22 protein-coding genes and 2 tRNA genes are annotated in these 20,428 nt (G+C 35.7%); 16 read left to right on the forward strand and 8 right to left on the reverse strand.

Annotated elements, in window-relative coordinates; genetic code table 11:
- Window positions 1–6: 6 nt before the first annotated feature.
- From LUA91_RS08740 to LUA91_RS08755, 4 genes are all read left to right on the forward strand, one after another.
- Window positions 7–1,308 (forward strand): alpha/beta fold hydrolase, encoded by a 1,302-nt coding sequence (locus LUA91_RS08740; RefSeq protein ID WP_231425671.1) that lies wholly within the window; start codon window positions 7–9, stop codon window positions 1,306–1,308.
- Window positions 1,305–1,943, forward strand: a complete 639-nt coding sequence (locus LUA91_RS08745; RefSeq protein ID WP_231425672.1) for an MBL fold metallo-hydrolase — start codon at window positions 1,305–1,307, stop codon at window positions 1,941–1,943. Before LUA91_RS08740 ends, LUA91_RS08745 begins: the two co-directional genes overlap by 4 nt.
- 69 nt (window positions 1,944–2,012) lie before the next feature.
- On the forward strand, window positions 2,013–3,239 hold the full coding sequence (locus LUA91_RS08750; RefSeq protein ID WP_231425673.1) for an ABC transporter permease: 1,227 nt from the start codon (window positions 2,013–2,015) through the stop codon (window positions 3,237–3,239).
- 1 nt (window position 3,240) lies between these two features.
- Entirely contained in the window at window positions 3,241–3,624 is a 384-nt protein-coding gene (locus tag LUA91_RS08755) for a hypothetical protein (protein ID WP_231425674.1), read from the forward strand.
- On the opposite strand, the gene LUA91_RS08760 is transcribed toward LUA91_RS08755, so the two are convergent.
- From LUA91_RS08760 to LUA91_RS08775, 4 genes are all read right to left on the reverse strand, one after another.
- A complete protein-coding gene (locus tag LUA91_RS08760) occupies window positions 3,625–3,897 on the reverse strand; it encodes a glyoxalase/bleomycin resistance/extradiol dioxygenase family protein (protein ID WP_231425675.1) in 273 nt (90 codons plus the stop codon).
- A gap of 358 nt (window positions 3,898–4,255) precedes the next feature.
- A complete protein-coding gene (locus LUA91_RS08765) occupies window positions 4,256–5,923 on the reverse strand; it encodes a sodium/sugar symporter (protein WP_231425676.1) in 1,668 nt (555 codons plus the stop codon).
- Between the two features lie 114 nt (window positions 5,924–6,037).
- Window positions 6,038–7,369: a xylose isomerase gene (xylA, locus tag LUA91_RS08770; protein ID WP_231425677.1), complete on the reverse strand. Its 1,332-nt coding sequence runs from the start codon at window positions 7,367–7,369 to the stop codon at window positions 6,038–6,040.
- Window positions 7,370–7,389: 20 nt separating this feature from the next.
- Complete coding sequence (locus tag LUA91_RS08775; protein WP_231425678.1) at window positions 7,390–8,868, reverse strand: xylulokinase; 1,479 nt, start codon at window positions 8,866–8,868, stop codon at window positions 7,390–7,392.
- Between the two features lie 249 nt (window positions 8,869–9,117).
- Between LUA91_RS08775 and LUA91_RS08780 the strand changes: the two genes are divergently transcribed.
- The 4 genes from LUA91_RS08780 to LUA91_RS08795 all read left to right on the forward strand — a co-directional run bounded on the left by LUA91_RS08780 (window position 9,118) and on the right by LUA91_RS08795 (window position 11,373).
- Window positions 9,118–9,453 (forward strand): tRNA-binding protein, encoded by a 336-nt coding sequence (locus tag LUA91_RS08780; RefSeq protein ID WP_231425679.1) that lies wholly within the window; start codon window positions 9,118–9,120, stop codon window positions 9,451–9,453.
- Window positions 9,454–9,577: 124 nt separating this feature from the next.
- The gene (locus LUA91_RS08785) at window positions 9,578–10,045 is read left to right on the forward strand and encodes a nucleoside deaminase (protein ID WP_231425680.1); all 468 of its coding nucleotides are present in this window, start codon (window positions 9,578–9,580) and stop codon (window positions 10,043–10,045) included.
- A 160-nt stretch (window positions 10,046–10,205) separates the two neighbouring features.
- Entirely contained in the window at window positions 10,206–10,814 is a 609-nt protein-coding gene (locus LUA91_RS08790; protein ID WP_231425681.1) for a superoxide dismutase, read from the forward strand.
- Between the two features lie 97 nt (window positions 10,815–10,911).
- The gene (locus LUA91_RS08795) at window positions 10,912–11,373 is read left to right on the forward strand and encodes a hypothetical protein (RefSeq protein WP_231425682.1); all 462 of its coding nucleotides are present in this window, start codon (window positions 10,912–10,914) and stop codon (window positions 11,371–11,373) included.
- 242 nt (window positions 11,374–11,615) lie between these two features.
- Here the strand turns inward: LUA91_RS08795 and LUA91_RS08800 are convergent, their stop codons facing one another.
- The gene (locus LUA91_RS08800) at window positions 11,616–12,095 is read right to left on the reverse strand and encodes a hypothetical protein (protein WP_231425683.1); all 480 of its coding nucleotides are present in this window, start codon (window positions 12,093–12,095) and stop codon (window positions 11,616–11,618) included.
- Between the two features lie 522 nt (window positions 12,096–12,617).
- On the opposite strand from LUA91_RS08800, the gene rplM reads away from it, so the two are divergent.
- From rplM to frr, 7 genes are all read left to right on the forward strand, one after another.
- Window positions 12,618–13,061, forward strand: coding sequence for a 50S ribosomal protein L13 (gene rplM, locus LUA91_RS08805; protein ID WP_010602007.1), 444 nt, complete (start codon window positions 12,618–12,620; stop codon window positions 13,059–13,061).
- 3 nt (window positions 13,062–13,064) lie between these two features.
- Window positions 13,065–13,451 carry a 30S ribosomal protein S9 gene (rpsI, locus tag LUA91_RS08810; RefSeq protein ID WP_055913282.1) on the forward strand — a complete coding sequence of 129 codons (387 nt, stop codon included), beginning with the start codon at window positions 13,065–13,067 and terminating at the stop codon, window positions 13,449–13,451.
- 18 nt (window positions 13,452–13,469) lie between these two features.
- Window positions 13,470–14,330 (forward strand): 30S ribosomal protein S2, encoded by an 861-nt coding sequence (gene rpsB / locus LUA91_RS08815; protein WP_231425684.1) that lies wholly within the window; start codon window positions 13,470–13,472, stop codon window positions 14,328–14,330.
- Between the two features lie 99 nt (window positions 14,331–14,429).
- A complete protein-coding gene (gene tsf / locus LUA91_RS08820; protein WP_231425685.1) occupies window positions 14,430–15,275 on the forward strand; it encodes a translation elongation factor Ts in 846 nt (281 codons plus the stop codon).
- Between the two features lie 300 nt (window positions 15,276–15,575).
- Window positions 15,576–16,670 (forward strand): N-acetylglucosamine-6-phosphate deacetylase, encoded by a 1,095-nt coding sequence (gene nagA / locus LUA91_RS08825; RefSeq protein ID WP_231425686.1) that lies wholly within the window; start codon window positions 15,576–15,578, stop codon window positions 16,668–16,670.
- Window positions 16,671–16,734: 64 nt separating this feature from the next.
- Complete coding sequence (pyrH, locus tag LUA91_RS08830; protein WP_231425687.1) at window positions 16,735–17,439, forward strand: UMP kinase; 705 nt, start codon at window positions 16,735–16,737, stop codon at window positions 17,437–17,439.
- A gap of 37 nt (window positions 17,440–17,476) precedes the next feature.
- On the forward strand, window positions 17,477–18,040 hold the full coding sequence (gene frr / locus LUA91_RS08835) for a ribosome recycling factor (RefSeq protein WP_231425688.1): 564 nt from the start codon (window positions 17,477–17,479) through the stop codon (window positions 18,038–18,040).
- Between the two features lie 55 nt (window positions 18,041–18,095).
- On the opposite strand, the gene LUA91_RS08840 is transcribed toward frr, so the two are convergent.
- The 3 genes from LUA91_RS08840 to LUA91_RS08850 all read right to left on the reverse strand — a co-directional run bounded on the left by LUA91_RS08840 (window position 18,096) and on the right by LUA91_RS08850 (window position 19,618).
- Window positions 18,096–19,118 (reverse strand): LacI family DNA-binding transcriptional regulator, encoded by a 1,023-nt coding sequence (locus tag LUA91_RS08840; RefSeq protein WP_231425689.1) that lies wholly within the window; start codon window positions 19,116–19,118, stop codon window positions 18,096–18,098.
- 164 nt (window positions 19,119–19,282) lie between these two features.
- Window positions 19,283–19,426 (reverse strand) — tRNA-Asp (locus tag LUA91_RS08845).
- Between the two features lie 83 nt (window positions 19,427–19,509).
- Window positions 19,510–19,618: transfer RNA gene (locus tag LUA91_RS08850), tRNA-Asp, on the reverse strand.
- 155 nt (window positions 19,619–19,773) lie between these two features.
- Between LUA91_RS08850 and LUA91_RS08855 the strand changes: the two genes are divergently transcribed.
- Window positions 19,774–20,250, forward strand: a complete 477-nt coding sequence (locus tag LUA91_RS08855; protein WP_056848148.1) for an Lrp/AsnC ligand binding domain-containing protein — start codon at window positions 19,774–19,776, stop codon at window positions 20,248–20,250.
- Window positions 20,251–20,428: the final 178 nt, after the last annotated feature.

Consider the following 20,428-nt stretch of genomic DNA (forward strand, 5'->3'; position numbering starts at 1 on the left):
AATAGCATGCATAAACTTACATTATTTTTAATCAGCTTCCTGCTTTTCACTCGAGTGGCTTATTCACAATCAGACAGTACGTTGGTACAGGCCAATCAATTTTTTAATTCTTTTATCAGTGGAGATATGGCGAAAGCTTATCCTTATTTTGATAAAGAATTCCAATCTAAAGTAAGTATCGAAAAAATAAAATCACTACAAGAACAGTTTCTAACAAGTTATGGAAGTTTTAATTCTATAATTAAAGCGAGCACTTACACTCAAAAAAACATAAACTATGTGCTACTTACCGTTGCATTTGATCGGGCAAAACCAGTATTCGCATTAACCTTAAATGATCAAAATAAAATTGCCGGACTTTTTATTACTGCCGAGAATTACATCATTAAATATACCGATCCGTTGTATGTAAAAAAGGATAGTTATATAGAAGAAAATATTTTCATAGAAACTGGCGATTTTAAACTACCGGGCTTACTAACAAAACCAAAAGTAGGTGCTAATTACCCTGTAGTGGTGTTAATTCATGGTTCAGGTCCTCAAAATATGGATGAACAAACTGGCAACTTAAAACCATTTCGCGATTTGGCTTTAGGTTTGGCGGCAAAGGGAATTGCAACGGTAAGATATGATAAACGTACACGGATTTATGGTAGTAAATCGGTAGCTGATGGTAAAAATGTTGGTGTTAAAGAAGAGGTAATAGATGATGCTTCATCTGCAATTCTATTTGCCAGCAAATTAAATAATTCGAAGCTGAAAAAAGTCGTTCTTTTAGGGCATAGTTTAGGTGCACAACTTGCTCCCGAAATTGCATTAAACAATGAGTTGTTATCTGGAATAGTGATGTTGGCAGCTCCCGCCAGGCCGATTGGTGAAATGCTCAATGAACAATTTCGTTATTTGGTAAAAGATTCTGTTGCCTTGGCGGCAAACTTAAAATTGGCTGGACAAATTGCTCATGCCGACACCATTAAAAATCAAAACAAACTGCTAATGGGAGCAAATGCAAGCTATTTTACCGATCTTAATAAAAGAAATCAAGTTTCAACAGCAAAAAAATTAAAATTGCCTATGTTGATTTTACAGGGAGAACGAGATTATCAGGTTACCTTAACCGATCTCAATATCTGGAAGAAGGCAATCGGAAAATCTAAAAATGTAGTAATTAAAAGCTATCCAAAGCTCAATCATTCATTCACTGAAGGAGAAGGCAAATTAAGTAATCCAGCAGAATATAATATTCCAGCAAATATTCCTGAATACGTTATTATTGATATCTCAAATTTCATTCACAACAACTTATGATCACCGTAAAAATATTCACGTTTAACGCTTATAGCGAAAATACTTACGTCCTTTATGATGAAACGAAAGAATGCATCATTATTGATCCAGGTATGTACGAGGGATTTGAGCAAAATGAGCTAACTGCCTTTATTCAACAGGAAAATCTTCAACCGGTTTTGCTCCTCAATACACATTGTCATATCGATCATGTTTTTGGTAACAAATTCATTTATGATACTTATGGCTTAAAGCCTAAATTTCATGAAGGTGAATTGCAGGTATTGCAGGCAGTGCCGAGTTATGCACCATCTATGGGTTTCACAAAATATGATATTTCTCCTTTACCAGATGAGTATTTACCCGAAACTGGAAGCATTAGCTTTGGTAATACTACATTAAAGCTGATTTTTGCTCCCGGACATTCGCCTGCACATTTATGCTTTTACAGTGAGGAGGATGCGATTTTAATAGGCGGTGATGTATTGTTTTATGGTAGTATCGGTCGCACTGATTTGCCTGGTGGAAATCATCAGCAATTAATTCAAAACATTTCATCAAAACTTTTCGTTTTACCTGATGAAACAAATGTTTATCCTGGTCATGGGCCAGCTACTACGATTGGTTTCGAGAAACAAAATAACCCGTTTTTTTAAGTGTAAAAATGGATTAGACCATCTGCCTTTCACCTTTAAACCCTCAACCTTTTAATTATCTTTGCCACTGTGAACACCGCACTATATATTGCAAAACGTTACCTGTTTGCTAAAAAATCTACCAATGCCATTAACTTGATATCGGGTATATCAATGCTGGGTGTTATGGTTGGCAGTGCGGCTTTAATTATTATTCTTTCTGTATTTAATGGATTAGAAACCGTGGTTTTGGGCATGTTTGATACCATTACGCCCCAAATAGCGATAACCCCTGCAAAAGGAAAAACTTTCGATCCAGACACCAAGTATTTTAACGGCCTAAAAAAAAATAAAGATGTATATGCTTTTTCAGAAGTGCTACAAGAAAAGGCCTTGTTAAAATATAACGATAAGCAAGCTGTGGGTTTAGTGAAAGGAGTAAGCGCCGATTATCTAAAAAATACAAAGTTAGATAGTACAATAAAAGAAGGCAGATTTATCCTTCAAAATAAAAGCGGTTTCAATGGAGTGATGGGTTCTGCATTGCAAAGCTATTTGGCTGTAAATACTTTAGATCCTTTTACCGAACTGGAAATTTATTCTCCCAAAAAAGATATCTCGGTAAACTCATTAAATCCAACCGATGATTTTATTGCCAAAAGCATTCGCGTAAGTGGTGTATTTGAGGTGCAGCAGGAGTTTGATAACGGGATTATTGTACCGCTTGCATTTGCCAGAGAATTGCTTGATGAAAGCAAGAATGTTTCTGCCATTGAGATCGATTTTAATCCGAATGTAGATGTTGATAGTTACAAGGATGAAATAGCCCAAAAATTAGGAAGTGCTTATGTTGTGCAAAATAGGGCACAGCAAAACAGTTCCTTACATCATATTTTTAATTCAGAAAAAAGTATGGTCTATATAATTTTAACTTTTATTTTAATAATTGCTATATTTAATATAGTTGGTTCGCTTACCATGCTGGTAATTGATAAGGTAAAAGACATTGCCATTTTAAGCAGCTTAGGGGCTAGTAAAAAATTAATAAAACGTATTTTTTTATTCGAAGGCATGATGATAACCATGTCTGGATGCGTATTAGGGCTATTAATTGGTGTAGCTTTTTATTATGTTCAACATACATTTGGTCTGATAAAAATGGGCGAAGGAACTTTAGTTAATTCCTATCCCATCGGACTGAAATGGAAAGACTTTATTTTAGTGTTTATCACAGTTGGTACTTTTTCATTTTTGGCATCTGCTTTGTCATCAAATTTAAGTGTTAAAAAGATAGACCAGATTAATCAAGCAATATAGGATGAGATTATTTAAACAAGCATTTGTATTTGTTGTGCTCCTTGGCGTAGCGGCTACCGCTTGTAATAGAACGGAAAAAGCTGAAGGCGGGAAAAGTAAATTAAAAATTGTAAAAGGACTTTACAGTTTTGGACCAGAAATGAAATCTTTTACTCTTTGCGAAGACGGTAGAGAATATTGGGTAACTGACAGTGTGAAAAATTTAGAGCTATCATACAGTAACTTAGGTTTTGAAAAGCCATACGAACCCGTATATGTAGAGTTAGAAGGATATATTGCAAAATCTGATACCTCAACAGTTTCAGCAGATTTCGATTCTACAATAGTAGTGACAAAGGTAATTAAGATTAGTAAGGAAATTCCTGATGGACCTTGTGCGCAATAATTAATCTACTGCAGGAACCGTAACCCACCACATATTACCCCATTTATCTTCAAAGCCTGCATTTAAACCATATTCTCTTAAATCTGGCTCTTGTACAGATTTTGCTCCATAAGCGATAGCCTGATCATAAAATGAAATTGCCCGAGGTGAGAAAATAAACATTCCTGCAGGAAATGATGGGCAATCTGCATTTGCATTGGCAAACATAATGGTTCCCTTATCGATCACTGCCTCGGCATGCATCACCGTTCCATCTGCTCTGGGTACTACCAACTTAATTTCAGCATTGAAACAGCTTTTAAAAATTCAATAAAATTTTCTGCGTTTTTAACTATGAGGTAAGGCATAATTGGTTGATAATAATCTGGTGCTTTCATAAGTCTTTGTTTATTTGGGGCGTTTATTGATAAGTTTCTATTGCTTGGTATCAATGAACTCGGCAAAGCCTCGGTTTAACACGCTTTCCGCTATATTCCCGATGAAAAATCGGGGGATGCCGCTTCAATCGTTAACGCAAAACCCTAATTGCTAATCATTTGCAGACCATTATAAAGTTATCAATTTTCTTAAAAAAAAGGGCTTTCTAGTTTAATTAAACCAGAAAGCCCTTTTCATAATTCAATATTATTTTCTACCAGAAGATAGAATAAAGTGCTACCAAAATTCCGCAAACCAATAATGATCCAACGGCAAAACCTGGGTCAACCTTAAACATACTGCTATCAATTTCTAAACCGTTTGATTTATCGCCTTTTTTGTTTTCAATCATACTGATGGTAAACATCACCACAATACAGATTACAAATACAAAGCCCATCCTATCCAAGAAAGGTATTTCGTAAATACCTTCTGCATTGGCTACAGAGAAGCCAAAATCATGCAAAAATGATAAATCCATCATTCCTGGTAAGAATTTTAATAAAACGGATAAACCGAATCCGCCAATGGTTGCAAATAATGCAGCGTTTGATGTCGTTTTTTTCCAGAAGAAACCAAGTATAAACATTGCAAATATACCAGGACTCACAAAACCTGTGTACTCCTGAATAAACTCGAATCCACCTTTTTTATCAATACCAAGGAAAGGAGAAATTGCTACCGCAATGGCCATTGCAACAATTACAACCAATCTACCTGTTCTAACCAAACTTTTCTCCGATGCTTCTTTTCTAATGTGTTTCTTAAAAATATCCAAGGTATAGATAGTAGAAATACTATTGATCTTACCAGCTAAAGACGCCACAATTGCTGCAGTTAGTGCGGCAAATGATAATCCTTTTAAGCCTGTAGGTAAAATGTTTAATAATGTTGGATAAGCTCTGTCCGGGCGAAGTTCGCCACCTGGCATCATTGAATTTACATCAATACCAGTTTTTTCCTGGTACAACATATAAACAGCAATACCCGGTAAAACCACAATTAGAGGCATTAAAAGCTTTAAAAATGCAGCAAACAAAATACCGGCACGGGCAGTTTTTAAATCGGCACCTAAAGCACGTTGAGTAATGTATTGGTTACAGCCCCAATAGTTTAAGTTCACAATCCACATACCGCCTAATAAAACGGTCATACCTGGAAGTGAAGCATAATTGGCACTATCTTTTTTGAAAATCATATGGAAGTGATCTGGAGCCTTCTCCCGTAAAAATGCCAATCCATCTAAAACACCATCACCACCAAAGTGATCACTTACCAGGTTTAATGCTAAATAGGTTGTTGCTAAACCACCAAAAATTAAGAAAGCCACCTGAATAACATCGGTATAACCGATTACTTTCATTCCACCTAATGCAATAATCACTGCAAAAACGGCTAAACCAGTCATACAATACCAAAAGCCTATACCCGAAATACTGCTTACCGCCAACGCACCAAGATATAGTATTGAGGTGAGGTTTACTACCACGTACAATAGTAACCAAAACACAGCCATAATCATGGCAACGGTACCATTATATCGTTGACTTAAGAACTGCGGCATGGTATAAATCTTGTTTTTAAGATATACCGGGATAAAAAATGTGGCCACAATTACCAGCGTTGCAGCTGCCATCCACTCGTAAGTAGAAATGGCTAATCCCATTTTAAATCCATCGCCACTCATAGCCACAAATTGCTCTGCACTAATGTTCGATGCGATTAACGACGTTCCGATTGCCCACCAGGTAAGCGATCCTTCAGCAAGGAAATAATCCTTACTGCTCATTTGAGCCTGCTTTTTACGGTGATAAATCCAGAAACCATAAATTGCTACGAGCGCAAAATAGGCTAGAAAAATAATGTAATCTGTTACTTTCATTTAAGATAAGTTATTTGGTTTAGAAGGCTAAATGTAATAAAATCATAAATTAAATTTTAATTTATTTGATTTAAAAATGTTAATACGACATTTATTATTCGCTATGGCAAGATTTTATATATATCTATTGATCAAATTTTCTAAATATTCTTGTTTACCACTGCGAACTTCAGGCTCTCCATTTTCTGCGGCATAGTTTCTTAAATCTTCTAAACTTAGTTTTCCCTGCTCAAATTCTGCACCTTTCCCACTATCGAACGAGGCATAGCGATCGGTTCTTACTTTTTTGTAATCAGATTTTTGAAGAATGGCATCAGCGGTTATCAAAGCTCTTGCAAAAATATCCATTCCACCTACGTGAGCATAAAATAGGTCTGCAGGATCAGTTGAGTTGCGGCGGATTTTTGCATCAAAATTTACACCACCACCTTTTAAGCCACCACCTTCTAAAATAATCAACATTGATTCTGTTAATTCGTTAATATCGTTTGGAAACTGATCTGTATCCCAACCATTTTGATAATCGCCCCTGTTGGCATCAATTGATCCCAATAATCCGTTATCAACTGCAACTTGCAATTCGTGTTGGAAAGTATGCCCGGCCAATGTAGCGTGATTTACCTCTAAGTTTAATTTAAAATCATTAAGCAAATCGTACTCCTGCAAAAATCCTTTAACAGTTGCTGCATCGTAATCATATTGGTGTTTAGATGGTTCACATGGTTTTGGCTCAATAAAAAATGTTCCTTTAAAACCTTGGCTGCGGGCATAATCTTTTGCGGTATGTAAAAATTTGGCCAAGTGTTCTTGTTCGCGTTTCATATTCGTGTTTAGTAAGCTCATGTAGCCCTCTCTACCGCCCCAGAACACATAATTTTCGCCACCCAATGCAATTGTTGCATCAAGTGCAGCTTTCACTTGTGCCGCTCCGTGTGCCAAAACATGGAAATCAGGATTTGTTGAAGCACCATTCATGTAGCGTTTATGGCTGAATAAGTTTGCTGTTCCCCAAAGTAATTTTACACCACTTTCTGCTTGCTTTTGCTTTGCATATTCTACTAAAGCTTGCAACCTGCGCTCGTTCTCAACAACGTTATCACCATAATCAACCACATCCACATCATGAAAACAATAGTATGGCAATTGCATTTTTGTGATAAATTCAAATGCGGCATCCATTTTATCTTTAGCTCTCTCTACTGCGTCGCTTTTTTCATCCCAAGGAAAAACATGTGTTGCACCGCCAAATGGATCAGCGCCATTTCCATTAAATGAATGCCAATAGGCACACGCAAACTTAAAGTGCTCATTCATGGTTTTGCCAGCTACAATTTTATTGGCATCGTACCATCTAAATGCTAATGGGTTATCGCTTTCTAATCCTTCGAACTGAATTTGATCTATACCTTTGAAAAATTCTTTTGCTCCTGTTACTACTTTTGTCATTGTGATATATTTATGTGGTTCTATTTTAATGCTTTAATTAATAATTCTTTCCACTCCTGATAAATGGGTTCGTATTCTTCCGAATTTTTAGGGATTAATGTTTTGATAACTTCCTGTTGTGTAAAAGCTTCTTCTGCAGTTTTGAAAATTCCAGCTCCTATTCCTGCCCCTAGCGCAGCACCAACACTGCCATCGTTTTCATATAATTCAACAGGAACACCCGTAACATCTACAAAGGTTTGCGCAAAAACATCACTTAAAAAAAGGTTAGCCCGCCCTGCCCTAATTACTTTTGGTTTCATCCCATTCTCCCGCATAATATCCAAACCATATCTGAATGAAAATGCGATGCCTTCTTGTACAGCCCTAAAAATATCAGATTGATTGTGGATGTTTAAATCGATGCCTAAAAGTTGAGCGCCGGTAAATTTGTTATTTAACATGCGTTCTGCTCCGTTTCCGAAAGGTAAAACTTTTAAACCTTTGCTGCCAATTGGTGCTTGATTAGCCAGATGGTTTAGTTCCTGATAAGTAGATTTTGGTGCGAAGGTATGTTTTGCCCAGCGGTACATGCTGCCTGTTCCATTAATACACAATAATACACCCGTATTTTTTTCTGTTGGAGAATAAGTTACATGGGCGAAAGTATTTACACGAGATTGATTATCATAAGTTAAGCTATCGCTAACGCCGTAAATTACACCTGAAGTCCCTGCCGTAGCAGCCACTTCTCCTGGTTTTAGCACATTTAATGATAAAGCATTATTGGGTTGATCACCCGATTTGTAAGCGACTGGAATCCCTGCAGTTAAACCTAATAATTTAGCAATACCTTCTTTTAAAACTCCATGAGAAGAGAAAAGCTTATTTACCTTTGGAATGAAATTATAATCTAACCCATAGCAATCCATCACATCTTTTGAAATCTCGTCTTTCTGAAAATCCCAAAAAATACCTTCTGATAGTGCGGAAATGCTTGTCGTAATTTCTCCAGTTAGCTTCATGGCGATAAAATCTCCAGGCAACATAATTTTATCGATTTTTTGATAAACGTTAGGCTCATTCTCTTTTATCCAAGCCAGCTTTGAGGCTGTAAAATTTCCTGGAGAATTTAGTAAATTACTTAAAGCTTTTTCATGACCAATTTTATCAAATGCTTTGTCGCCAATTTCCACCGCTCTACTGTCGCACCAGATAATGCTATCACGTAAAACATTTTGATCTTTATCTACTACAACTAAACCATGCATTTGGTAGGCAATGCCAATGGCTGAAATATCTTTAGGGTTAAATAATTTTGTTGCATTTAATTTCAGAATAGCCTGCTGCATATTGTGCCACCAATCTAATGGTGATTGTTCGGCCCAGCCCGCCTTAACAGATTTTATTTCTGTTTCTTGATCAGGATATTGTGCTGTTGCTACACATTTCTGACTATTCGCATCTACAACTGCAACTTTTATAGACGAAGTGCCTATATCAATACCTAATAAATACATTTGTTTTGGTTAAAATTAATATCTGGTTATGCAAACGGTTGCATAAAGATAGTTGTTAAATTATAATTCGCAAATTTTTTTCAATAATCTATGCAAAAAAAATATTTATGTTGATTTAATAAAACGATTAACTTGGCTAATAAGCTCAATGCAACCGTTTGAATAAATGATAAAATCAATTAATTATGTATGATTTATTTTTACTTTATTTAATAAATTAGCTGCTGTTAAAATAAAAATATGGAGTTTATGCAACAAATTACTTGGGATGATTTTGAAAAAGTTGAATTGAGCGTTGGTACAATTTTAGAAGCTTTTGAATTTCCAGAAGCACGAAGACCAGCCTATAAATTAAGGGTAGATTTTGGGCCATTGGGTATAAAAACAAGCAGTGCTCAAATTACAAAACATTATACTATAGAAGAGCTACCGGGAAAACAAATTGTTGGTGTTGTAAATTTTCCGAAAAAGCAGATTGGTAAATTTATGTCGGAGTTTTTGGTAACTGGTTTCGCAGATGAAAATGGCGATATCGTTTTAACAGCAGTTGATAAAAAGGTTCCAAACGGCAGTAAGTTGATCTAGCTTGTTTAATGATTCTATCCGCAGGATATATGAAAAGATGGAGGAAAGAAATCGATGGGCACAAGTATTGCGCTTCAAAAGTTATAACCACCCATTCACTATCAATATAAACTATATTTGCCTCATGAGTTTTTACAATTTCGAAAATACCGATCCTGAAGAGGCCGATATTCATTACATGAAATTGGCTTTAGAAGAAGCCAAAAAAGCATTGGCTGAAGATGAAATCCCAATTGGAGCAATTGTTGTTTCAAAAAACAGAATAATTGGTCGTGGATATAACTTAACGGAAAAATTTAATGATGTAACTGCACATGCAGAAATGCAGGCTTTTACATCGGCTGCACAAACTATAGGTGGAAAATATTTAAGAGATTGTACTTTGTACGTTACCATCGAGCCTTGCGTGATGTGTGCCGGTGCCAGTTATTGGACTCAAATTAGTCGTATTGTTTACGGCGCAAGAGAAGAGAAACGAGGCTTTATTTCAAAAAATGCAAACTTGCTGCACCCTAAAACCGAACTCAAAGGAGGTGTTTTGGCCGATGAATCTGCAGCGTTGATGAAAAATTTCTTTGCTAAAAAGAGATAAGATTTTTGTTAGCTACACCATTAAATACCAAAAACTTACAATCTGAATTGCTTCGTTTGGCTTATGCAAAATGATTTGATGATATTATCATGAACAAATCTTAACCTACGAATGTTATATTTGCTACTAGAAACATTTTAAAATCTAAAAACATAATACTATGGCTTTTGAATTACCTGCGTTACCGTACGCAACCGATGCATTAGAACCGCATATTGATAAAACTACCATGGAAATTCACCATGATAAACATCACCAAGCTTACGTTACAAACTTAAACAAAGCTGTTGAAGGTAAACCTGAAGCAAGTTTAAGTATCGAAGAAATCGTTAAAAACATTTCGAAATATCCTGCTGCAGTTAGAAACAACGGCGGTGGTCATTACAACCACTCTTTGTTTTGGAAAGTTTTAGGTCCGAATAAAGGTGGTGAGCCAACTGGCGATTTAGCTAAAGCAATTAACGAAACTTTTGGTTCATTTGCTGAATTGAAAACTAAATTACAAGATGCTGGAGCTACTCGTTTTGGTTCTGGCTGGGCTTGGTTATCAGTTGGTGCTGATAAAAAACTTCAGGTTTCTTCTACACCAAATCAAGATAGTCCGTTAATGGATGTTGCTGAAGTAAAAGGTACGCCAATTTTCGGTATCGATGTTTGGGAACATGCTTATTATTTAAAATATCAAAATAAACGCCCTGATTATTTGGCGGCTATTTGGAATGCAGTTAACTGGGATGCCGTTTCAGAGCTTTATAAAAAAGCATTGTAGGTTTTTCACTTATTAAAACGTTAGAAAGTCTCGATGCAAATCGGGACTTTCTTGTTTTAAGATAATTAAGTAACTTTGCAACTATAAAATATTCAAAATGAAGAAGATTATATTTTTATTTCTTTTGGTGATTGGAATGAGTGGTTTAGCAAATGCACAACAAAATAAAATGCCAACTCCAGATGAAATTGCAAAGAAAAATGTGGAGGATTTGGATAAAAGATTGAAGCTAAACGACACTCAAAAAAGTGTGATTTATCGCTTTACATACAACCAGGCTAAAGAGCAAGCTGATTTGATTAAAAGACAACAGGCTGGTAACACGCGTGATGAGGACGTAGATAAATTCTATAAACTACAGAACGAAACTTCGAAAAACATTCGCAACGTTTTAAAAGGCGAACAGCAGACTGAATACGATAGGGTTATTGAAGAACGTTTAAGCGGCAAGGCAAATAAAGATAAAAAGAAGAAAAAGAAAAAAGGTGAAGAGGAAGAAGTTGAAAGCGATATTAAAGGTTTGCTTTCTGCACCACCGCTTGATCCGCAGAAACAATAAATTAGGCTGTGCCTGAAATTATTGTTGGTACAATCATACTTGGCCTATTGTTATCGCCACAATTGCTAGCTGGCTTTTTTGCCAAGCGTACTGGTCGAAATTTCTGGTTTTGGTTTTTGATATCTTTCTTAATCCCAATAATTTCGTTAATTATATTAATTTGTTTAGAGGATAAAAATCCGAATAGCGCTGGCTATAAATTAGCGGATCATGTCGGGAAAAACTAATAAATACTTAAGCTTTTAATCCACATCGAATTGATGCTCACCTTCATTTGGCAAAATTGAATTAAGCTGTATTAAATCTCCTTCTAAAAACCATTTAACAATCTGAGACAGATCTTGAATTAATATTTCGTTTGCATGTCTGGCATCCCAAACTTTTTGCTCCGCTTTGCCAGTAATTAATTTGGTAAACCAACCTGAACTTTCGAGATGATACCAGGATAAGGTTACAATCAGGCTCAAATTTTCATTATGAAGGTTTCTTTCATCGATATAGTTGGAAAAAACATTGAGGTTTCTTTTATTGTCAACATCTGACAGATCTAAATACCAATAGTCTTCATAACTTAAGTTTTCATCGCTGCGGTAGGCATAATAATAATTTTTCCATTCTTGTAACCAATCGATGCTTTTGCAAAAGCTTTGTACCTCAAAACTATTCTGGTTTAGCAAATCAGTTTTCTTGCCTGTTGAGGATAAAAATTGAATATTGAACATAGCGTAATAAAAGTTTAATTAGATGTTCCAATTTAGAGAAGAATTTTATAATTCTTGTTTCTATTAGTAATAAGGAATGAATTGAACAGATTTGATTGAAAAGAAGATTAGGATAAGAAAGCGGATTGGTTATAAGCCAGATGATATATCGGTATTGCAATGGCCATAAATAGAGATTACAAGCAAATGCTCTCTAAACCCGATTGCAGTGGAAATACTTTTTTGCTGAACTGAACAAGTGAGATTGCTTGGTAGTTCTTCCTGGCAATGGCGAAATAAAAGGCAATGGCTTTTGTAAAAAAGATTGCAACAAAAAGCGGGGCCGAAGTTAGACGAAGAACTACTGATTTTGCTTTTCAAATAATCTTCTAATCAGATTGCCACATCGCTAAGTTCTTTACAATAACGATTATGATCAAACTTTTTTCCATCAACTATTTGATAATAAAAGTATTCTATCTATCTTTGCAGTCCCAAATTTAATGGGAATAAATAATTGTTTAATTAATTAAATACAAGCAAGTGAATACGTTAAGTTACAAAACTGTCTCTGCCAATGCGAAAACTGTTAACAAACAGTGGATTGTTGTTGATGCACAAGGCGAGATTTTGGGGCGCTTGTCATCGAAGATCGCTATGATCATCCGTGGTAAAAACAAGCCTGAGTACACCCCACACGTAGATTGCGGAGATAATGTTATTGTTATCAATGCAGACAAGGTTAAATTGACAGGAAACAAATTCAGCGAAAAGCAATATGTTTCTTATACTGGTTATCCAGGTGGTCAACGTTTTATTTCTCCTAAGGAGTTAATGGCGAAACACCCTCAACGTGTAATCGAGAAAGCGGTACGTGGTATGTTACCGAAAACTAAATTGGGTAAAAAACTTTACACCAATCTTTTTGTGTATGCTGGTGAAACTCACCCTCATGCAGCTCAATCTCCAAAAACCATTAAACTTTAAGAAATGTCAGTTACTAACACTTCAGGAAGAAGAAAAACAGCTGTTGCACGTATCTACTTAAAAGATGGTGCCGGAGCAATTACCGTTAACGGTAAAGATCACAAAGTTTATTTCCCAACTTTACCTTTGCAATATATCGTAAACCAAAGTTTAGAAGTTTCTGAGCTTACAGGTCGTTATGATATCACTGTAAACGTTCAAGGTGGTGGAGTAAAAGGACAAGCAGAAGCTGTTCGTTTAGCTATTGCTAAAGCGATTGTTGAACTAGATGCGGAGAAAAAACCTGCATTACGTGCTAAAGGCCTAATGACGCGTGATATGCGTATGGTTGAGCGTAAGAAACCAGGACGTGCTAAGGCTCGTAAGAAATTCCAATTCAGTAAACGTTAATCACAGGAGGCAAGAACAATGGCAAGAACAACTTATCAAGACTTATTGGATGCAGGTGTACACTTTGGTCACCTTACCCGTAAATGGAATCCAAAAATGGCTCCTTATATTTTCATGGAGCGTAATGGAATTCACATTATAGATTTAAATAAAACTTTAACTAAAACTGAAGAAGCTGCGGCTGCGATTAAACAAATCGTAAAATCAGGACGTAAAGTATTATTTGTTTCAACAAAAAAACAAGCAAAAGGAATCGTAGCTGAGCAAGCTAAAAAAGTAAACATGCCTTTCGTAACCGAGCGTTGGTTAGGTGGTATGTTAACTAACTTTGCTACAGTTCGTAAGTCAATTAAAAAGATGGTTACCATCGATAAAATGACTAAAGACGGTACTTATTCGATTCTTTCGAAAAAAGAGCGTTTGATGATTCAACGTGAACGTATTAAATTAGAATCACTTTTAGGTGGTATTGCTGATTTAAACCGTTTACCTGCAGCTTTATTCTTAATTGATGTTAAGAAAGAGCACATCGCAGTAACTGAAGCGTTAAAATTAAACATCCCAACTTTTGCGATGGTTGATACAAACTCTGATCCTTCAAACATCGATTTCCCTATTCCGGCGAATGATGATGCTACGAAATCAATCTCTTTAATTACTGATGTAATTATCAAAGCAATTGAAGAAGGTTTAGATGAGCGTAAACGCGAAAAAGATGATGAAGCTGAAAAAGAAGCAGTAGCAGCGAAAGTTGCAGCTGATGCTCCTGAAACAAAAGAGCCTAGAGCAGCTGGTGAAAAAAGACCAACTACTAAAAAGGTAACTGCTGAAGCGGAAGTTGAAGCACCTTCATCAGAAGAAACAAAAACAGAAGAATAATTAAGTTATGAGTTATAGGTTATAAGTTGTAAGTAAATACTTGCAGCCTTTAACCTGTAACTTTTATCATTTTATAAAAAATTCCTAAAAACTAAAAAAATGTCTACAGTACAAATTTCTGCAGCAGATGTGAACAAATTACGCCAACAAACTGGCGCTGGTATGATGGATTGCAAAAAAGCTTTAGTTGAAGCAAACGGCGATTTCGAAGCAGCAGTTGATTTATTGCGCAAAAAAGGTCAAAAAGTATCTGCCGCTCGTTCTGGTAATGCTACTTCTGAAGGTCTGGTATCAATCGCTGTTTCAGCAGATGGTACAAATGGCAAATTGGTTGCTTTAGCATGTGAAACTGAACCAGTTTCTAAAGTTGAGGATTTCCGTAATTTAGCTCAAGCAGTTTTAGCAGCAGCAGTTGCAAATAACCCTGCTTCTGCTGAAGAATTATCAGCAATTACTTTAGAAGATGGACGTACAGTTGCAGAAACCATCACTGAATTAACTGGTAAAATTGGAGAGAAAATTGTTATTCAGGAATATGCAAATATTTCTGGTGAAAAAATCGTTTCTTATATCCACTCTAACGGTAAAATGGGTGTTTTAGTAGTGTTTGAAGGTGCTAATGGTGCTGATATTACTGAAGCAGGTAAAGATGTTGCAATGCAAATTGCAGCTATGAACCCGGTTGCTGTTGATAAAGATGGTGTTGATCCGGCTACTATTGAGCGTGAAATCGAAATTGCTAAAGATGTAATTCGTGCTGAAGGTAAACCAGAAGAAATGGTTGAGAAAATCGCTGCTGGTAAATTGAACAAATTCTACAAAGACAGTACTTTATTAAACCAAGAGTTTGTTAAAGATAGTTCAGTAGATGTTCGTAAATTTTTAGATAATACTTCTAAAGGTTTAACAGTAACAGCATTCAAACGTGTTCAATTAGGTGCATAAGCATTTATAACATTATAGAAACCGCCCGATGCAAATCAGGGCGGTTTTTTTATGCTTATTCTTTTTTAGAAAATGAACGGGCAGTAATTCTTCGGCAATAGCAGCCCCGCAATTGTTTCAATCTTTTTGGCCTCTTCTTCCTTTCCTACATCGTTATTGCGAGGGGGAGCAACATGGCAATCTATGACGATAACAAAACAAAAAGTATTTCCACGCTATCGGGTTTATGATAACAGTTTCTTCATAAGCACCTAAAATTCACTTCCAACTTAGTAAATTAGATGCTTTAAAGATGAACTTATGCTATACCTATCAAATACAAAATTTTATCACAACGATACTTTACAAGAAAGAAAAAGTATAAATATTCAAGATGGTAAAATCGTTTCCATTCAAAATTCAGAACCTATCCATTCAACCGAATCATTAGTTGTTCCGGGTTTTATCGATTTACAGATTTATGGAGCAGGCGGACGTTTATTCTCAGCTGACCCGACAGTAGAATCGTTGAATATTATGGAAAACGATCTTTTAAAAAAGGGTACCACTGGATTTTTAGCTTGTATGGCTACCAACACTTCAGAAGTATTTAATGCTTGTATTGTAGCTGCAAAGGAGCACCGTAAAAGTGCAAGAAACTTTTTGGGCTTGCATTTGGAAGGACCTTTCCTAAATCCAAAGCGTTTGGGCGCACACATTCCTGAATTTGTTCGTAGAGCATCTTTAGATGAAATAAAGAAACTATTGGATTTTGGTGATGGTGTGATCAAAATGATAACGATTGCTCCTGAATGTAATGATGATGACGTTGTTCAGTATCTTTTGGATAATGGAGTTCTTGTTTCACTTGGGCACAGTAATGCCACCTTTGAAGAAGCAACAGAGGCATATAACTCCGGCATTCAAACCACAACACATTTATTTAATGCAATGAGTCCCATCCATCATCGTGAACCTGGCATTCCATCTGCAGTTTTTAATCATCATAATGCTGTCGCCAGTATAATTGTAGATGGACAGCATGTTGATTTTGAAGTGGTAAAATTTGCGAAAAAACTTTTAAAAGAGCGTTTGTTTTTAATTACCGATGCCGTAACAGAATGTACAAATGGTCCGTACCAACATGTTAAAAATGGAGATAAATTTGTGATGCCAGATGGAACACTCTCTGGCTCTTCGTTAACCATGTTGCAAGCGGTTCAAAATTGCGTTAATCATTGCGACATTCAATTAAATGAAGCAATTAACATGGCAACAAAATATCCTGCAAATTTGATTGGTTTGGAAAATATAACTGCAACTATAGCCGAAGAAGAAGTTGCCAATTTGTTGGTTTTAGATGAAGCTTTAAATTTAAAGGAAGTGATATTTAAGGGTGAAAAAATATCAATCTAAATATTTACATCAATTGTTAAAAAGCATAGCCAGGTATTAAAAAATTGTTAATATTTTTGGAGTCATGAAATACAAACGCATCCTACTAAAGCTTAGCGGCGAATCGCTTATGGGCGATAAACAATACGGTATTGATAATGAGCGTGTTAAACAGTACGCAGAAGATATTAAGGCAGTACACGATAAAGGTTTAGAAATCGCAATCGTAATTGGAGGAGGAAACATTTTTAGAGGTTTAAGTGCCGAAAAAAGTGGGATGGATAGAGCTCAGGCTGATTATATGGGCATGTTGGCAACAGTAATTAACTCAATGGCTTTACAGGATGCTTTGGAAAAAGTGGGCTTAAAAACCCGTCTGTTAACTGCGATTAAGATGGAGCAAATCTGCGAACCATTTATCCGTAGAAGAGCTGTTCGCCACTTAGAAAAAGGCCGTGTAGTTATTTTTGGAGCCGGTACCGGAAATCCATATTTTACAACCGATTCTGCAGCAGCATTAAGAGCAATTGAAATTAAAGCTGATGCCGTATTAAAAGGTACACGTGTTGATGGTATTTATACAGCAGATCCTGAAAAAGATCCTTTAGCAACCAAGTACGACGAAATTTCATTCAAAGAAGTTTATGCAAAAGGATTAAACGTAATGGACATGACTGCCTTTACACTATGTGAAGAAAACCAAGTTCCGATTATTGTGTTTGATATGAATAAACACGGTAATTTCATGAAAATTGCCAATGGTGAGCCGATTGGAACGCTAGTAAAATAAAGCATTAAATTTATATTTTTGTAGAAATACACCTATTATGAACGAACTCATACAATTGCAATTAATGGATGCTCAATCTTCTATGGATAAGGCAATCGATCATTGCGAAGCAGAATTAACTAAAATTAGAGCAGGTAAAGCTTCCGCAGGAATGCTAGATGGTATTTTTGTAGATTACTATGGTGCATCTACAGCATTGTCTCAAGTATCGAGCATCAATACGCCAGATGCAAGAACCATTGTTATCCAGCCATGGGAAAAATCATTATTGAGCCCGATAGAAAAAGCCATCCAAAATGCTAATATTGGTATCAATCCTCAAAATGATGGTATTGTTATTCGTTTGGTAGTACCACCATTAACCGAAGAACGTAGAAAAGATTTGGTTAAAAAGGTTAAAGAGGAAGCTGAACGCGGCCGTATTACGGTTCGTAATATCAGAAAAGATGCCAACACAAAAATTCAAAAATTAAAAGGTGATGGTGTTTCTGATGATGAAATTAAAACTGGCGAGGGTGAAGTTCAAAAACTAACTGATGCCTACATTATCAAGGTTGACAAGCACGCAGAGGCTAAAGAAAAGGATGTAATGACGGTTTAATCCTTTAAATAAAAATAACAGAGCGGAATAGGTAATTACTTATTCCGCTTTTTTTTTAATTTTTTCCTTCAGTGGATTCTCTGATATTCAAATTGGTAGAAAGTACAATCTGTTTAAAGGCTGTTCTTGAACCACTAGATTCTAACTTAGATAATAATATTTTCATTAGATTTTCTGCAATTTCCTGGACAGGCTGAGCAATAGCTGTGATGGCAGGATTATAAAATTCAAGTAATTCAAAGTCATCGAAAGATACTACCGCAACGTTAGGTGATGATTTTATACCCATATGTTTAAAGGTTCTCAATCCATCTAAACAAATATAGTTCGCAGCAAAAATTACGGCTTCTAATTGCTTTTCTTCGTTAAAAAACCTTTTCATCTGCTCAATTGGACTATCATCAGACTGATGATAAGCTATTCTTTTGATTTTTGAGGATAAATTATGTGCTATCATTGCTTGCTCATAACCAGATTCGCGATCAAGCATTTGTTGTAATTCCGTGTCGAGCGTTACAAAAGCAATGTTTTTATAGCCATTGCTTATTAAATGTTCAGTAGCGTTAAATGTTGCACCAACATTATCAATAATAACATAATCTGTTTCGAGATCAGGAACATAGCGGTCAAATAAAACTACAGGAATATCTGTTTGTATTAAGTTTTTAATTTCATTTTCAAGTCCCTCCGGTAGGGCCATGATATAACCATCTACATGCCTATCGCGGAAAATTTGAAGCAATTCAATTGCTTTGCCATAATTATTGTGCGTACTGCTAAAAAGAATTTTATAGCCACTTTCTGATGCCTTTTGATCCAAAAAATGAGCGATTTGTGAAAAGAAAGGTTCAGAAATATCATCAACCAAAAAGCCGATTACATTCGTTTTACCTGTGCGTAAACTTTTGGCAAGTGTGTTGGGTTGGTAGCCCCATTTTTCTACCAAATCGAGTACTTTTTTGGTAACTGCCTTACTTATATTTTTTTCTTTGGCCTTACCATTAATTACAAATGATACCGTTGTAATGGAAATGTTTAACTCTTTAGCTATATCTTTTATTTGAATTTTTTTCTTCATTAATCTTTGTTGGCAATAATTAGAATTCGAAATATATGAATTATTTAAATATTAAAGCCAGATAAGATTTGATGTGATACAGAATAGGGATGATAGGTAATAAAAGAAAAAGAGCAACCCATCCGGGATTGCTCAATTAACTAACTTATTATTCATAAAAAATGCTGTTGGGGAAGGAGTCGAACCTTCAAGGGGTAGTTAGCTACAGTTCAAAAAATTAATTGTGGTCAACCCAATAAACTGCGTTTGTCCCATTATTCCCCACCACCGAGACAAGGAGGCGTGTCTGCCAATTTCACCACCCAACATTTTATACTAAGTTATAAGTGATAGGCTTTAAGTGGTAAGTCGAACTTATAACGTACAACTTAAAACATTTATAACTTTAGTGCTGTAGGGGAAGGAATCGAACCTTCAAGGAGTGGTTAGCCATTGCTGGTTTTCCCAATTTCTCCGCCACCGAGACAAGGAGGTGTGTCTGCCTGTTTCACCACCCTACATTATGTTTAGCAATAGTTAAAGAACGTTCCTTTTTGTTGATTGCTTGATACAAATGTAAAAGAAGTATCAATACCTTGCAAATATTTTAAACATTTAATTTTATTTTTATAATATTGATAAATATTCGTAAATTCGCTTATCATAATTCAAAAATATGCTTAAAAAAGACAATTCCAATTTAGAAATTGACAACCTCGACATCGACATATTAAAGCAGTTGATGCAGGATGCTACTAAACCTTATACAGAGATTGCAAAAGATTTGATTGTATCTGGAGGGACTATTCACGTTAGAATGAAGAAACTGCAAGAAATGGGTATTATTAAAGGCTCCCATTTAATTATTGATCCACAAAAAGCTGGCTATGATATTTGTGCTTTCTTAGGAATATACCTTGAAAAGGGTATACAATATAAGGATGCTGTTGCTCAACTAAGCAAAATTAAAGAAGTGGTAGAATTGCATTATACTACAGGATCTTACAGTATGTTCGCTAAAATTATATGTAGGGATACAAATCATTTGCGCCATGTATTAAACGAAGAAATTCAAGCAGTAAATGGAATACAGCGTACAGAAACTTTAATCTCGCTTGAGGAAAGTATTAAAAGACAGATTGAGCTGGGGTAAGAGTGGGGAAGTGGAAAGTATAAAGTTGAAAGCACAAAGTGGGAAGTATAAAGTTTAGGCTTTTCAACGTTTTAATACTTGCACAACAGTTTCTTTTTAGACCCGATTGCAGTGAACACGAAGCCACAGCTTTTTCTGCTGTGAGCGTAGTAAAACGGAAAGCGGGAGCATACATTAA

The organism is Pedobacter sp. Leaf250 (genome assembly GCF_920984735.1).
Taxonomy (GTDB): Bacteria; Bacteroidota; Bacteroidia; order Sphingobacteriales; family Sphingobacteriaceae; genus Pedobacter.